At 52.8% G+C, this 15,425-nt stretch carries 16 protein-coding genes and 4 pseudogenes; 18 read left to right on the top strand and 2 right to left on the bottom strand.

Annotated elements, in window-relative coordinates:
- Positions 1–303: 303 nt before the first annotated feature.
- The 17 genes and pseudogenes from CBG25_RS02110 to CBG25_RS02185 all read left to right on the top strand — a co-directional run.
- Positions 304–1,047 (top strand): annotated as a pseudogene (locus tag CBG25_RS02110) (phage tail sheath subtilisin-like domain-containing protein); the annotation flags it as partial.
- Positions 1,048–1,090: 43 nt separating this feature from the next.
- A complete protein-coding gene (locus CBG25_RS02115) occupies positions 1,091–1,615 on the top strand; it encodes a phage major tail tube protein (protein ID WP_290604206.1) in 525 nt (174 codons plus the stop codon).
- 19 nt (positions 1,616–1,634) lie between these two features.
- Positions 1,635–1,961, top strand: a complete 327-nt coding sequence (locus CBG25_RS02120; protein WP_290604207.1) for a phage tail assembly protein — start codon at positions 1,635–1,637, stop codon at positions 1,959–1,961.
- On the top strand, positions 1,891–2,058 hold the full coding sequence (locus CBG25_RS21230) for a GpE family phage tail protein (RefSeq protein ID WP_148305616.1): 168 nt from the start codon (positions 1,891–1,893) through the stop codon (positions 2,056–2,058). Before CBG25_RS02120 ends, CBG25_RS21230 begins: the two co-directional genes overlap by 71 nt.
- A gap of 34 nt (positions 2,059–2,092) precedes the next feature.
- Positions 2,093–4,534: a phage tail tape measure protein gene (locus CBG25_RS02125; protein WP_290604208.1), complete on the top strand. Its 2,442-nt coding sequence runs from the start codon at positions 2,093–2,095 to the stop codon at positions 4,532–4,534.
- Positions 4,534–5,415 (top strand): phage tail protein, encoded by an 882-nt coding sequence (locus CBG25_RS02130; RefSeq protein WP_290604209.1) that lies wholly within the window; start codon positions 4,534–4,536, stop codon positions 5,413–5,415. The genes CBG25_RS02125 and CBG25_RS02130 overlap by 1 nt, the downstream gene beginning before the upstream one ends.
- Before the next feature lie 150 nt (positions 5,416–5,565).
- Complete coding sequence (locus tag CBG25_RS02135; protein WP_290604210.1) at positions 5,566–5,808, top strand: tail protein X; 243 nt, start codon at positions 5,566–5,568, stop codon at positions 5,806–5,808.
- Positions 5,796–6,980 carry a contractile injection system protein, VgrG/Pvc8 family gene (locus CBG25_RS02140; RefSeq protein ID WP_290604211.1) on the top strand — a complete coding sequence of 395 codons (1,185 nt, stop codon included), beginning with the start codon at positions 5,796–5,798 and terminating at the stop codon, positions 6,978–6,980. Before CBG25_RS02135 ends, CBG25_RS02140 begins: the two co-directional genes overlap by 13 nt.
- On the top strand, positions 6,977–7,624 hold the full coding sequence (locus CBG25_RS02145; protein ID WP_290604212.1) for a phage baseplate assembly protein V: 648 nt from the start codon (positions 6,977–6,979) through the stop codon (positions 7,622–7,624). Before CBG25_RS02140 ends, CBG25_RS02145 begins: the two co-directional genes overlap by 4 nt.
- 20 nt (positions 7,625–7,644) lie before the next feature.
- A pseudogene (locus CBG25_RS02150) lies at positions 7,645–8,007 on the top strand (GPW/gp25 family protein).
- Positions 7,998–9,122 (top strand): baseplate J/gp47 family protein, encoded by a 1,125-nt coding sequence (locus CBG25_RS02155; RefSeq protein ID WP_290604213.1) that lies wholly within the window; start codon positions 7,998–8,000, stop codon positions 9,120–9,122. The pseudogene CBG25_RS02150 and the gene CBG25_RS02155 overlap by 10 nt, the downstream one beginning before the upstream one ends.
- Positions 9,112–9,678 (top strand): phage tail protein I, encoded by a 567-nt coding sequence (locus CBG25_RS02160; protein ID WP_290604214.1) that lies wholly within the window; start codon positions 9,112–9,114, stop codon positions 9,676–9,678. The genes CBG25_RS02155 and CBG25_RS02160 overlap by 11 nt, the downstream gene beginning before the upstream one ends.
- 80 nt (positions 9,679–9,758) lie before the next feature.
- A complete protein-coding gene (locus tag CBG25_RS02165) occupies positions 9,759–10,925 on the top strand; it encodes a tail fiber protein (protein WP_290604215.1) in 1,167 nt (388 codons plus the stop codon).
- 2 nt (positions 10,926–10,927) lie between these two features.
- Entirely contained in the window at positions 10,928–11,425 is a 498-nt protein-coding gene (locus CBG25_RS02170) for a tail fiber assembly protein (RefSeq protein ID WP_366212658.1), read from the top strand.
- A 333-nt stretch (positions 11,426–11,758) separates the two neighbouring features.
- On the top strand, positions 11,759–12,292 hold the full coding sequence (locus tag CBG25_RS02175) for a recombinase family protein (RefSeq protein WP_290604216.1): 534 nt from the start codon (positions 11,759–11,761) through the stop codon (positions 12,290–12,292).
- Between the two features lie 21 nt (positions 12,293–12,313).
- The gene (locus tag CBG25_RS02180) at positions 12,314–12,793 is read left to right on the top strand and encodes a phage tail protein (protein ID WP_290604217.1); all 480 of its coding nucleotides are present in this window, start codon (positions 12,314–12,316) and stop codon (positions 12,791–12,793) included.
- 2 nt (positions 12,794–12,795) lie between these two features.
- Positions 12,796–13,359 (top strand): tail fiber assembly protein, encoded by a 564-nt coding sequence (locus CBG25_RS02185; RefSeq protein ID WP_290604218.1) that lies wholly within the window; start codon positions 12,796–12,798, stop codon positions 13,357–13,359.
- Here CBG25_RS02185 and CBG25_RS02190 read toward each other — a convergent pair.
- Entirely contained in the window at positions 13,328–14,473 is a 1,146-nt protein-coding gene (locus tag CBG25_RS02190; RefSeq protein ID WP_290604219.1) for an acyltransferase, read from the bottom strand. The two genes, CBG25_RS02185 and CBG25_RS02190, sit on opposite strands and share 32 nt — an antisense overlap.
- A gap of 182 nt (positions 14,474–14,655) precedes the next feature.
- On the opposite strand from CBG25_RS02190, the pseudogene CBG25_RS02195 reads away from it, so the two are divergent.
- Positions 14,656–15,165 (top strand): annotated as a pseudogene (locus CBG25_RS02195) (IS5 family transposase); the annotation flags it as partial.
- Positions 15,166–15,243: 78 nt separating this feature from the next.
- On the opposite strand, the pseudogene CBG25_RS02200 reads toward CBG25_RS02195, so the two are convergent.
- Positions 15,244–15,425: pseudogene (locus tag CBG25_RS02200) on the bottom strand (hypothetical protein); the annotation flags it as partial.

A 15,425-nucleotide genomic window follows, 5' to 3' on the forward strand; every position in this document is an offset into this window, starting at 1 on the left:
CTTTAGGGCGGAAACATCTACTTTTTAACCATCGGCTAACCGTGTCATGAGATAAAGGCGATGGGCTGACTTCTGATAACGCCAAACTAGAGTATCTTACACTGCTTACTTGCAAGAATATTTTATAGATATCTTTAATGCATGGATAACCGGACAAAATATGAACATCCTTATTTTTTCTTGTTTTTAAATTTATACTTCTTTTTTAGAGACTGCGAAACTCGTGACCTTTATTCTCTAAGTTAAACCTCTTTTTATTCTCAATAGCGTGACAAAAAATGCAAGTCTCTATTCAGCAACTAGTTTATTGACGCCCCGGCAGGGATAACGTTTGCCCAGGCAATAGCCGGACGCGGGCCACAAGGCACCATTAATTTTAATACTGCCTCTGACCGGGTACGCCTGTGTTATCCGCAGGTCAAGGTCTATGACAAGGCGACGAATCAGAATCGTCTCGAGCCGCTCTCAGCGCGCGCGGCGGGCCTGCGGGCCAAAGTGGATCGGGAAAAAGGGTTCTGGTGGTCGTCTTCCAATCAGGCGCTGATGGGCATTGTGGGCATTGAGCGCCCGTTAAGTGCGCGCATTGATGACGCCAATAGCGAAGTCAATCTGCTTAACCAGAGCGGCATTACCACGATATTTAATAGTTTTGGTAGCGGATTACGCCTGTGGGGCAATCGCACCGCGGCCTGGCCGACAGTGACCCACCTGAAGAATTTTGAAAATGTGCGGCGCACCGGGGACATGATTAATGAGTCTATCCGCCATTTCAGTCTGCAATATATTGATCGCCCGATTAGTCAGGGGCTGATTGATGCGCTGACCGAATCGGTGAATGGCTATGGTCGTCGGCTGATTGCCGATGGCGCGTTGCTAGGCTTTCACTGCTGGTATGATCCGGCGAACAACACCAAGGATGCGCTCAGTCTGGGACAGTTGAAACTGAATTACAAATACACCCCGCCGCCGCCGATGGAGCACCTGACCTTTGAGACGGAAATCACTAATGAATATCTCACCTTCCTGAAAAGTGGGGTTTCCACATGAGCGTGACGCACAGGGTCAATAAGATAACGATAAGGAGGAGATGATGGCGGGCAATGCACTGCATTTTATCACCAATGCCAACGTCTACCTGGACGGCAATAGCCTGCTGGGTCGGGCAAAAGAAATCAAGCTACCGGAAATCAACGTGGTGCAGCAGGAGCATCAAGCACTGGGAATGATAGGCAAAATTCAGCTACCGGCAGGGTTTGACAAGCTCGAAGGGGAAATTCACTGGACCAGTCTGTATGAAGAGGTGGCCCTGCGTACCGCCAATCCCTTCAAGGCGTATCCACTGCAATGTCGCGGCAGCCTGCAACGCTATAACCCGGCACAGGGTCGCCAGGATGAACTGCCGGTGGCGGTGTTTATGACGGTGATGTTCAGCAAAAATAGTCTGGGCAGCTTCAAGCAGCACGAGGTGCCGGAGATGAGCAGCAGTTTTACCTGCAGCTATATCAAGCAGGTGATGGATGGCCAGGTGCTGCTGGAGCTGGATGTGATCGCCAATATTTTTAAAATCAACGGTGAAGATATGCTCACCGATTATCGCGCCAATCTGGGTGCTTAACCTGACAATCCGAGGAGTGATGATGACAGATTGTATTCATTATCGTTTGCAATACCCTTATGCCCTGGGCAGTGGTGAAAGGCTAACCCAGGTCAGCTTAAACCGGCTCAAGGTCAGTGACATCAAGGCGGTACGTCGCTTAAGTGAAAACGTCAATGACTGGGACAGTCTGTTGATTGCCCGCATGACCGGCCTGATACCGGAAGATATCGACAATATGGATTTAGTCGATTATCAACAGTTGCAAGGCCACTTTCGCCAGTTTGCGGGGCTGGATGCACTCGCCGAAGGCGCTGCGTCAGGCACAGGCGCTGTTGGCGAGATGGTTCCGCTGGCAGCCCAGTGAGCTGGATGCGCTGACGGTGATGGAGTTTGAGGACTATTTACAGGAAGCGGCTGCCCAAATCCGGCAGGAGCACGGGCAACGCGGGGCAAACCGATAAAGAGTGATCGGGTGTAACAGAGGCAGGTAACGCAGTGTCGAGCACATTTTCGATTGGGGTGGTGATCAAAGGAGCGGTGGCCGGTGCCTTTCGTTCGGCGATGGGCGATTCACGGCGTAGCCTCAATAGCCTGGGTGAAACGACTCGTCGCCTGCAATCCCGCCAGCAGCAACTGACCCAGGCGGTAACCCGCTACGGTCATTTGGGCGCACAGGCCGCCCGTAACCTCAATAGTGAGCTGGGTCGGGTGGGTCAGACACTTTCCCGTCTCGAGCAACAGCATCGCCGTTTGCATCGCACGCTGATGGCCAGTCAGATTGCCGGGCAACAACGACAGGCCCTGATGGGGCAAGGACTGGCGTTAGGGGCCACCACGGCGGCAGCGGTGGGCGCGGTCGCGCCGTCTGTCAAGCAGTCGATGACCTTTCAGGACAATCTGGTCGATATGGGTATCACCGCCGGTTACGACGGAGCCACCCAGGCCGCACTGGGCAAGGATATCCGCGCCTGGAGCCAGCAATACAACCAGACCCAGGCCGATTTACAGGCCGCCACCAGTGCGCTCATTGGCAATAATATTGACAGCCTGGACGATATTCGCGCCTACCTGCCACACATCGCCCGAGGCGCAACCGCCACCCGGACGTCGGCTGAACTGTGGGCGCAGGCGGCGGTGACCACCCAACAGTCACTGGCCATTGCCGCGAAAGATTTTGCCGCGGTACAGAACATTATGGCGCAAGGGGGCAAGGCAGGATCATTTGAAATCGCTGACCAGGTGAAGTGGTTGCCGGAGCTGGCCCCACAAATGGCCAACGTGGCCCAAGGTAAAGCGGCGGTGGCCGAGATGGTCGCCGCCTTGCAAGTGGCAAAAATAGGCGCGGGGAGTACGGATAAAGCCGCGAACAATTTCAATAACTTTCTGGAAAAACTGTACGCCCCTGAAACTAAAAAACGTTTTGGTGATGTCGGTATCGATATTGAAAAATCACTCATGCAGCAAAAAGCGCACGGGATATCGCCGATTGAAGGGATGATGAATACCCTGCAAACCTATCTGGCGCAAAAGAGTCCCGAGGCGCTGGCGCAATTTAAATCGGCGATGGCGCTGCAGGACAATACTGCGCGCGATAAGGCATTACTGGCGCTGCAGCAGAACTTTGGCCTGGGTGAATTGTTTGCCGATATGCAGGTAATGGCCTTTGTTCGTCCGATGCTGGCCAACATGGACAAGTACCGGCAAATACGCGCCCAGGCCCTGGCTGCGGCGGGCAAGGATGTATTGGCAGGCGACTATAAAAAACGGCTGGTCTCACCGATTGAGCAGATGAAAAAGTTAGGCGTTGCCAGTCGAGAGCTGTCACTCAGTATCGGTGAATCACTCAGCCCCGCCGTATTGTCATTAACAGACACCGTGTTGCCTTACCTGAATGCGGCCAGTGGTTGGGTCAAGACCCACCCGCAACTGGTCAGCGGTATCGCAAAAACCGTGGGTGCACTGCTGTTGTTCAAGGGAGGCGTGTTGGCCACAAGGTTAGCACTCAATCTCCTGGGTTCACCGATACGCCTGTTGTGGGGCGGATTTACCAGCCTGCGTACCGGCTGGTTATTACTCAGCACCACCTTTGGCATGGGGGGACGCTTAAGCCGACTGGCGGGCAGTGTGGGACGATTGGGCAAGGTGTTGGCCGGGGGGCTGGTGACGGGCCTGCGCCTGGCGGGACACGCGCTGCTGTGGCTGGGGCGGGCACTGATGTTTACCCCGATTGGACTGGCCATCACCGCCATTGCCGCGGGCGCTTACCTGATTGTCCGCTACTGGACGCCGATAAGCGATTTCTTTAAAGCCCGCTGGGCCGAGGTGAAACAGGCGTTTTCTGGCGGTATTGCTGATGTGGGTGCGCTTATCCTTAACTGGTCGCCGCTGGGGCTACTCTATAAAGCCTTCGCCGGGGTGATGGGCTATTTCAACATTGAACTGCCCGCTAATTTTACCGATGCGGGTCGCCAGCTGATTGAGGGTCTGGTCAACGGGATTAAAAGTCGGTTAACCGCCGCCAAAGAAACCATTGTYAATTTTGGGGAGAGTGTTTCAGGCTGGTTTAAGGAGACACTSGGCATACACAGTCCCTCAACGGTCTTTGCCGGATTGGGGGACAATANTTGTGCAGGGCGCGGTGGTGGGCATTACCCGNNYMMCACGCCCGCGTTAGCACGYGCCGTCGGCGGCCTGATGCCGCTGATGCAACCGCCMTCCCSGCGTGTGCCCAACTGGCCTGAYACCCCRATCCCCCCTGCCGGTCAGGGGAAGGCATTTTCAGGCATGCAGATCACCTTTGCCCCACAGATTGTGATAAACGGTCAGTCYCAGGCGGCCCCGGCGGCGTTGCGTGAAGCSCTGGCTATCAGTGTGCGTGAGCTGGAAAAACGCCTGGCGCAGCTGATGCACCAACAACAACGGCGGGACTTTTACTGATGCTGGCGATCCTGGGTGAGATTGAAGTGCAGTTACAGACCGGCTTTACCGCGCTGGAAGCCACCCTCGGCAGTGAGTTTGCCGAACAGGCGCGCATTGGCCGCAAGCCTGGCTTGCAGTGGGTCGGCGATAAAGCGGATGAATATAGCTTAAGCGTGCGGTTTCATCAGCAGTACTGTCAACCGACCGCGCAATGGCAACGGCTACAGGCGGCCTGTCGTGCCCATCAGGCGCTGGCGTTTGTACTCGGCAATGGGGATTACCTGGGGCATTTTGTGATCAGCACGCTCACGTGCCGCACGGTGTTGGCGCAGGCCGACGGTATCGCCCAATGCCTGGAGGTCGATATCAGTCTGCGCGAATTTACCGGCGATCTGCGCCAGCCGCTGAAGCCGCCGGCAATCGCCACCACACTGAATAGAAAAGCCGCCGGGATAACCCAGGCGATCACAACCGGTACATCACTATCGCGGGCAGTGGGTCTGGCCCGTCAGGCGCAGTCGGCACTGGCCACGGCCTCGCACGCGATCCGGGTGGCGCGTCAGATGAAAGCGGATCCGGTCGCGGCGTTAACACGCGTCCCTGGGGTCATTAATAGCCTGGGTGAGGTGGCCACCCCGTTGATACAGGCGATACCGTTGTTGGCAGGCCTGGAAGCCCATTTTCCGGCGGCAAGTAGCCTGACCCGTGCCGCGGGCAAGGTGGCGACCACGGTCAGCCAGGCGAAGAACTCGCTTGGCACCCTGACGCCAGGTACCGGCCAGGCACTGCCCGGGGTGCTGGATACGGTGGCCGGTCAGGTGGGCGGTGCGGTCAGTACCTGGAACGATGTCGCCCCGCTGCTGAGCCGGTTGACCGGCCATCTGGTGACGCGTCGCTAGGTGTCACTACCGATCCGAAACTGACCTGGTGTGCCCATTTAAGCGCTACCCCCTGAGGAATAAGCGACTCCAAACAAAAACAGGTGGGTCAGTTTTACTTTGGCAGGATGGGTCAGATTTCAATTGGCACTGATACCTGGAGGAAGAGCAATGTCTGCAAGCCAACATGAAAAAGAATACAGCCAGGGCGCCTGGCAGCATATTACCCGTGAGGGCGAGCGCTGGGATACGCTGGCCGCCCACTATTACGGTGACCCATTGGGCTATGTGCGGATCATTGCCGCCAATCCTGATATCCCCATTACACCGGTGTTGCCTGCCGGCATCGCCCTGGCTATCCCGCTGATTAACGGGCAGGACACCGTTGAGGAGACGCCGCCATGGTTGCGTTAACGACACAACGACAACAGGTGATACCCGCCCCGACCTGGACCCTGCATTATGGCCAAAAGGACATCACGCACGATATCACCCCGGAGGTGCTCGGGATCCGGTTTACCGATCAGCTCAGTGGCCAGTCTGATGAGCTGACGGTGGAACTGGAAGACAGCGCCGGGCGCTGGCGCGGGGCCTGGTATCCGGGTAAAGGCGATACGCTCTCATTGGCGCTCGGCATGGTCGGCGCGCCATTACGTCCCTGTGGCACCTTTTCGATTGATGAAATAGAGCTCAGTGGCCCGCCGGATACGGTATCGCTGCGCGGGTTATCCGCCTCGGTGACGGTGGGGCTACGAACCCGTAGCTACCGGGCGTTTGAGCAGACCAGCCTGGCGGCCATCGCCCTGCGTATTGCACAAAAACACCACCTGACACTGGAAGGGCATATTGCGCCACTGCCCCTTGACCGGGTGACGCAGCAACATGAAACCGACCTGGCTTTTTTGCGCCGTCTGGCGGAGGAATACGGCTATATCGTCAAAGTCACCCCACACAAGCTGATTTTTTCTGAGCGCGTCAGATTGCGTGAGGCAGCGCCGGTTAACGTGATTACCCCGCAAGCCGTCAGTCAGTACAGCCTGCGCGATACGCTTAACCGTATCTACCAGCAGGGCAAGGTGAAATACCAGGACAGCCAGCGCAAACAGCTGGTCACGGTCGGTATGAAGGCCGATGGCACGATAGGCGAAGTGGCGCGAGAAACGGTCGCTCAACAACAGGGGCGCACGACCAGCGCCGATACCTTAAGACTGCATAGCCGGGCACGGAGCCGGGAAGAAGCGACCGCCAAGGTGTGCGCGGGGCTGAACCGGCATAATGAATATCAACGGGTAGCGACGGTGGAGCTGGCAGGCAATACGCTGTTTCGTGCCGGGCTCACACTGCGCCTGGCCGATTTTGGTCGCCTGTCCGGGGTGTGGCTGATCACTGAAGTCCGCCATGCCCTGTCGCGCCAAAGCGGGTACCGCTGTGAACTCACCCTGGGTCAGGGGCCGATGGCGCACACCAACAGGAAAACGACGCAGGCGGATAAACCTGTTCCCCTAGAGGTGATTGGGGTGAAATCCGATGGCAGCGTGGGGCCGCTGAGTGAAAAAGAGACGACACGCGGAGAAACACAACCATGAAAGGACTGCAATTGATGTTCGGTACCGTGAGCCAGATTGATGAGCAAAACGTCCGGGTACGGGTACGCCTGCCGACCTGTGACAATCTGCGCACCGCCTGGCTGCCGGTACTGCAACGTAATACCCAGAATAACAAGGATTACGGGCTGCCGGATGTGGGTGAGCAGGTGAGCCTGCTGCTGGATGCTGACGGCGATGATGGCGTGGTGTTAGGGGCGGTGTATTCCGAAGTAGACCGCCCGGCAGTGGCAAACCGCGATAAACGGCGAGTGGATTTTGCCGACGGAACCGTTGTTGAGTACGACCGCAAAAACCACGCCATGGCTATCGGGGGCGAGATACAGACCCTGACGCTCACCACCCAGGCCACGGTGCTGATTCAAACGCAAACCGCCCGTGTGATAGCACGCGATATTCTCACCCTGGACAGCCCTGAAGCTATTGCGACGGGTAATTTTACTGTACAGAAACGGTTAACGTATCAAGGGGGGTTGTCAGGGCGCGGTGGTGCCAACATTGACGGCTCAGTTGGGATTAAGGGTGGCATTCAAACCACGGAAGATATTAAGACGGMGCATACCTCCGTGGATGACCACGCACACAGCAACGGGCACGACGGTCAGCCSACCGGCAAGCCGTTATAGGCGATGGAGGAACTATCATGATGAACACAATRACAGCGCTCAGCAGCSCRGACTGGCAACCYGCGYTGCATGYRTCKGGYGAACGGGTCAGTGGCGTCGAGGATATTCAGCAGTGCCTGCGMCTGATTTTAGGCACSCCRAAAGGCAGTGACCCGCATCGACCCGATTTTGGCAGTGACCTGCATCGYTATCTGGATATGCCRGTWGARCGGGCCTTRCCGCACGTGGTSCGKGAAACGATAGAGGCCATCAGACGCTGGGAGCCCCGATGCGAATTACATCAGGTGCGGCTTAATGCGCAAGGTGAGCGGGTGACCCTCCTGCTGCGYTGGCGACGACCGGGCAGTMAGGYYMACSMACAAACGGAGGTGGCATGGCGTTAACCCTTGAGAAACCGCAGTTTGTGAACGYAGAYGCCCARGCCATTACCCGCGAGATGATTGCYGCCTATGAAGCSGCCAGCGGTAAAACCCTGTGGCCGGCGCAGGCCGAGCGGTTATTGATAGACCTGTTYGCCTACCGGGAAACCCTGGTACTCAGTGCCATTCAATCCGCYGCCGAACAAAACCTGGTGGCCTTTGCCCGTGCGCCGATGCTGGATTATCTGGCCGAGCTGGTCGGSGTTTATCGTCTYCCGGCRCAACCGGCRCGCACCASGSTGCAATTTTCRYTGGCGGTCGCGCCCTCGGTGACGATACCGATACCGGCAGGRACGCGGGTCAGYGCYACGGACAGCCTGATATTTACCACCGACAGCGAAGTCAGGYTAACACCAACAGCCTCCACGGTGACGGTGAGYGCSACCTGCAGCGAGGCRGGKACACARGGKAACGGSTGGCAACCGGCGCAAATCAGYACCCTGATGGAGGCYATCGMTGACGGGGATATYCARGTSACCAATACCACGCCRAGCGMRGGYGGYTCAGMMGCKGARGACGACGAGCATTTACGTCACCGYATTCGTCTGGCCCCTGCGTCGTTCAGTACCGCCGGTTCACGCGAAGCCTATCGTTTTCATGCCATGAGTGCCCATCCGGGGATTTGTGATGTGGCGGTGACCCGCYCGAAACCCGGCACSGTCAACCTGTATCCGCTGCTGACCAGCGGGCTGCCGGACAAGACGGTGCTYAGTCTGGTGACGGCCCTGTGCTCRGAAGAGCGGGTRCGYCCSCTGAACGATACGGTGCAGGTGCTGCCGCCAGAGAAAGTCGACTATGCGATTAGCGCTGAGCTCACCTGTTATGCCAGCCAGCCGGGTGAGCCGGTAYTGAAACAGGCGCGGCAGGCTGCCGAGCAGTATGTGGCCCGCCAGGCTAAACAGCTRGGCCGGGATATTGTGCCGAGCCAGATTATCGCTGCCTTGTCAGTGCCRGGCGTTTACCGSGTRCAGCTMASYMGTTTYACKACCCTKGAKCCGACRGTACTGRMGGMSCAGCAATGGGCGCATTGTACCGACATTCAGTTGACCCTGGGCGCGGAGAGCAGCGATGACCGATAGCACCCTGTTACCGCCCTTGCTGGCGGCAGAGAAACATTTTCAGGCGCTGGCGGCACAGGCTGCACGGTTACAGCAGATTGACCTGACGCCACTGCTGGTTTACCTGCTGGATATGACCGAGGCGTCGGCCTTGCCCTGGCTGGCAGAGCAGCTGGCGTTAACCGGGGTCAATGGCTGGCATTTAGCGGAATCGGATGATGCTCGCCGCGCGATGCTGAAATCCGCCATCACGCTGCATCGCTATAAAGGCACCCCCTGGTCCATTCGCGCCATGATACGGGCACTGGGGTTTGGGGAAGTGGCGATAACGGAAGGCTCTGCGTCGATTAAACCTGAACAGGCGAAAGAGTACCCCGATAGCAAAACGCACTGGGCGCTGTACCGGGTGGTGCTCAATACCTTGATCACCAATGACCAGGCGGCCAGATTGCGCGAGACGTTAGCCGCGTTTGCGCCGGCGCGGTGCGAACTGGTGGCGCTGGATTATACGGCGGTGCCGTTGCGCTATAACGCTCAGGCGAACTATAACGGGCGCTATAATCATGGCAGCAGTTAGCAGTATGTAAAAACAGTTAATCAATATACGAAAATAGACTACACTGTGACCAACAATCCGCCCATGATGGAACAGGCATGATGGAGAAAAAAGACATGAGCTATTTAAAAGAACAGGCCGAATGGGCGGACGGTATCTACCAGATAGAGACCTCCGACCCGGTATTGGGTGGGCCAGACGGTATTACCAACCGGCCCGCGCTTGAACTGGCGAATCGCACCGCCTGGTTAAAGCAGCAATTAAAAGACGCCGAAGCGGCGTTGACTGCGCATACGCGCTCCCGAAACCACCCTGATGCGAGCTTAAATGAAAAAGGTTTTGTCAAGCTCAGCAATGCGAATCAGAGCAACAGTGAAACGGAAGCCGCGACCCCCAAAGCGGTGAAAATTGTCAATGATAGAATTAATGCGGTGGTCGACCATGCGCCATCAGATTTAGATACGTTGAACAAGCTGGCGAAGGCCATCAGTAATAACCCAAAATTTGCCGAAAGCGTGACGCAACTGTTGAGTCAGAAACTGGCTAAAAATGAAAATGGGGCCGATATCCCTGATAAAAATCAATTTGTGAAAAATCTCGGTTTAACGGAAACGGTAGATTGTGCAAAAAATGCACTGGATAAACGTACCGGCGGCACCGTCAAGGGCGACATTATTTCACAGGGCACCCAAATCTCGCTAAAGGGAGATGGTCGCAAGCATCTGGGTTTTCATAATCAGGACGGTAGCGTTCGCATGTGGCTCTACAAAGACAAGGGCGGTGATGGTGTTCGACTAAACAACGGCAATGACGGTGGCGGTGAGTACGTTTTCCATAAAGATGGCGGTTTTCGTGCCCCTTCTTCGGTGTATGCCGGAGCCGCAAGGATGGCCGCTGACGGCAATATCTACGGTAGCAAGTGGGGTAATCAATGGCTGGACGCTTACCTGAGAAAGACCTTCCAGCCCAAAGGGGCCTACGGTCAATCGAATACGGCGAAGCGCGAGGTCAATGGATGGTGGAAATGCGGGGACACGGGATTAATTATTCAGTGGGGTAAAACTGATAACGAAGGCTTTGACCGGAAAATCCTTCCGCTGCCCCTTCCGTTTCCAAACGAAGGTCTATGGGCGCTGGGTTGGGTTGCTGAAGCTATATGGATTGGTGCCGATCAATATTCACACTCTGCCGGATTAGTGGATAAGGCACATATCAAGGTTACAACCGACTACAACTTGGCTACAGCTTGGATAGCAATAGGATATTAATCATGTATTACTACAGTCCGGGTGAAAATGCTTTTTTCCCTGAAGAACTAAAACAGGACTATATTATGGCAGGCAGTTTTCCCAAAGATACCATTGAAGTCGGTGATGATGTCTGGCTGGAATTTGCAGGCAATCTGCCTCCCAAAGGTAAGCAGCGTATAGTTGGTACGGATGGTTTTCTAGCATGGGGAAATATACCACCACCAACAAAAGAAGATCTGATGTCAGCAGCAGAGAAGCGAAAATCCTCGCTGATGCAGATTGCTACCGCCGCCATTGCACCTCTTCAGGACGCCGTAGACCTCGACATGGCGACGGAAGCCGAAAAATCCGTGCTGCTGTCCTGGAAAAAATACCGCGTGCTGCTTAACCGTGTGGATATCAGCAAAGCGCCGGATATCGACTGGCCAGATCCTCCTCCAACCAATCGCCAGAACCACGGTTTCAAGACCGTTATCCACAGTCACTCTGACAGTCGCGTTACCGACCAGATGGGCTGATTGTGATTGATAATCTCCACCAAAATTTATCGCAGAACCAACATAGCCGATACAGATGCATATTCGCATCATGATCGATCAGTGATTCGCATGACACCGATCACTGCTTCCTACCGTTTGAGGCATGACATCAGGAGCAAGGTTTTCAGCCTTGTGGAACACTACGACCTCTGCAAAAAAACACGTCAGGCAGTGGCTGGCGCGCCTTCTAGGTCTATGAGACATCCGTGTTCGCTACGCTCACGTCTCGGCGCGCAGAAGCTTCTGTACGCCTCTGTAAGCTATTTTCGCGCCTTGTATGCCTGCGGCATAGACCACCCAAAACAGAAGCAGGTGGGTCAATTTTACTTCGGCAGGGTGGGTCAGATTTCAATTGGCGCTGACATTATCGCACGCTTTGGCTTCAAGTATCGCACACCATATCAGCAAAGTTTATCAGCGCAGCGATCTTTGCAACAGAGCCAGCTCGATAGGCTGGGTCGAAGCATTAAACATTTGATTACTTTAATATCTAAAATGGAAGATGAAGGCATTCATTTTCATAGTTTGACGGATGCTATTGATACTTCTACATCAGCAGGCCGTTTTTTCTTCCATGTGATGAGCGCGTTGGCGCAGATGGAGCGAGAACTGATTGTTGAGCGTACCAAGGCAGGTTTAGCCGCAGCAAGAAGTAGGGGGCGCATCGGCGGCAGGCCTCAGTCGCTATCTTTTGCACAGCAACAGGAAGCTCAAAAATTATTGTCGAATGGTCATAGCAGAAAACAGCTTGCATTACTGTATGGGGTTTCATTGACCAGCATCTACAAATATGTTCCAGTTAAGCGAAACGCTCTAACAAGTCACAGTGGCTCTGATGAAAAATAAAAGTGTAATTCCGTTGCACTGATGGAAACAAAAGTAGCTCGCCATTTATCGCACGTTTTGGCTTCAAATATCGCGCGGCGCATCAACAAAGGGGGTGATGGCGTTCGGCTAAACAACGGCGATGACGGAGGTGGAGAGTGGGTATTTAATAAAAACGGGCATTTTTACTCCCCCCTGGCACTTCATGCCGCAGGAGCGACCTATCAAGAGGATGGCAATATCCACGGAGCAGTCTGGGGTGGACATTTGAGTGGCTGGGTGGATAATAGGGTCAATGGTCGAGCCACTTGGGATTATGTTAACGGCACATTTGTGCGTGATATCAGATTGGGTGGTTTGGAAAGTGTGGTCGCATGGAATGGTCCAGGATATACAGATCAGAGCGGTTATGTTTTAACGGGTGCGGATAATTTCAATCACGATTACTATATTGATACTCTTTACCGCCGGCCCTTACAAAAGAATATTAATGGTCAATGGATGAATGTTGCGAGTATTTAATCATGCTAAAACATGTGAAAAATTTCAAACTGGCAAAGCCAGAAACTTTAGAAGAAAAACAATTACAGGATAACCATAATATTGTTTTCCTTCGTTCAGATTCTGGGGAAGACTGGTACAGATGTCAAAAAGATTTCAAACCTAATACTATAAAAATTATGTATGATAAAAATGGATTGATTTGCTCCATGAATCGTAAACCAGATGCACAAGGCGTGATTGATGTATCAGTTTTTTTTCCCATCAACCGTAGTGTAGTTGAATTGACCGCTGTTCCAGAGGCAGTCGATATAGATGGCAATTGGATTTTTGATGGAAAAAAGGTCACTCTGCGTATTCTTAGCCATGAAGAAGAGATGGCTAAGGTAGAAAGAAAAAAAATGTTATTGATGGCTCAGGCAAACGAAGCTATGACTCCACTTCAGTATGCCTTGGAACTCAAACGGGCAACAGAGGAGGAAAAAGCTATGTTGACCGCCTGGAAACATTATCTGGTGGACTTGATGCGTATTGATATCCGTACCGCTCCCTGCATCAATTGGCCCGCGACACCTGTGGTGTGTTGATATTGGCTTTTAAAGAAGGAAAACGAGTATATAGCTGTTGCTTGATCACGGCAGTAAGTTTCATCTCAATATATTTGTGCGAAAAATGAGCGGCAAGTATAGAGACTACGGCAGCAAGCACCACATAGGGAACACCGTTCAAAGCAGCTGTAGTCGAGGGTTCAACACGTTTCATTACTGCGATGCCAACAGGATTATGCAGTAGGTAAAGAGAGAAAGAGATGTTACCTAAATAAATAAGTGCGTCAGGAGTGATCTTTGAAAGTATGGGCTCGGCCAGTGTTAGAGTAAGAATAAATGCACTTACGATAAGGGTGCTGTTAATATTTAATGCTCTAATATTGTTGGTATACACACCCCAAATAATATATATCAGGATTATAGCTGAGAACACAACAGAAACTAATGGAAGAGACGTCGACATGCTCCGTTTTTTCATCCATATGTGTAAATATCCGACCATCGCACCAATCAAAAACTCAAGAAAAATAGGGTTTGACAGAAGACCATAGAAAGGGTTCTGAACCGGATAGCCTTGCACACTAAATGTTGGGAGAAAACCCACCCAAAAAGGAATGATCCACATTGCCAGCGCGCCCCAGCATAAAAGAGCTATCAACCGATGTTTAATCAGCAGACACAGAGTGAAAACAAAATAAAAGTAAACCTCATAATTGAGAGTCCAGCGTATGTTGTACATCTCACCATCGTCGATGTAATGCGGTGTCACGTCGGTCTTATAGACTGTAAAAGTAAGTGCGCTAATCAAATTTTGTATTTTCTCTGGGTAGTGAAAAGTACTCATAGCACCTCCTAAGAGGAAAGCGACAAGTAATCCAAAGTAGTAGATGGGTATAATTCGTACAGCGCGATTTATCAGGAATCGTCGTGAAGATATGAAACCCTGCTGATAGTGGTGTGTAGTATAAACCATGATAAACCCACTAATTACAAAGAATATATCAACGCCAATTATTCCCCAGCCAAATAGCGCATCCCATATGCTAGAGCCACTTACATCATTTCCACGAAGGTAAAAACGGTAGTGATATAAAAGTACCAACAGCGCCGCGACACCACGCAGAGCTTGGAGAGAGTCTAACTTCTTATCCATACAATCGTCGCACCTTCAAATCAAAAGCATCATCGTAGCTTAATCTTATAAGATGAAGCTATCTATGGGCAGTTAATAATGTTTACTAAAAATATAAATGTAATTTCGTTACACTGATGGAAACAAAAGTGGCCTTCCATTTATCGCACGTTTTGGCTTCAAATATCGCACGCCGCATCAGGAAACCAACCAAGCGGCGACAAAAAGATTTAGACGCCACGTGGACTAAAAAACACGGTAAGAGTCATTATGGCTATAAGCTTTCGGTAAACATGGATAAGAAGTACAAATTCATCAGAAAAATCGTCACCGATACGGCCAGCACCCACGACAGTCAGCATTTCGAAAGGGTCATTGACAAGGCCAACACCAATCGCAATATCTACGCCGACCGAGGCTATCCCTCTGCGGAGCGGGAAGCTTGGCTGAAGGCAAACGGCTATAGGAGCCAGATTCAGCGTAAAGGCCATCGAAACAAACCGTTGTCCAAGACTCAGCAAGGGCGAAACCACAGGATTGCAAAGACTAGGGCACGGGTTGAACATGCATTTGCGGCGATGGAACAAATGGGTAGAAAACTGATCCGCACCATTGGACAGGTGCGCGCTAATTTTGCCATGACGATGATGGCAGCATGTTACAACCTAAAGCGGTTGGCGTACTTCCAGAGCGCGTGCATCGTGGCTTTCTGACGCCCAGAATGGGTCAAATGGCCCTAGCCAGGGCAATGTGCGATAGAATCAGTAGCGTGATAATCAAAAAAAATCTAATTATTTAGAATGAAAGCCAAGGGTTAATTGAAAATCTTGAGTTTTTCGAGGTGCCCTTTTATACTTCAATATCCGAATAAAATTACCCCATGAAACATCATTTATGTGACGAGATAACTTTCTGTTTTTTGTCATTCCTTTGATATTTAGATCTTCTACAACAAAACTCGTTACTTGGCTTT

Source organism: Arsenophonus sp. ENCA (assembly GCF_002287155.1).
GTDB lineage: Bacteria > Pseudomonadota > Gammaproteobacteria > Enterobacterales > Enterobacteriaceae > Arsenophonus > Arsenophonus nilaparvatae.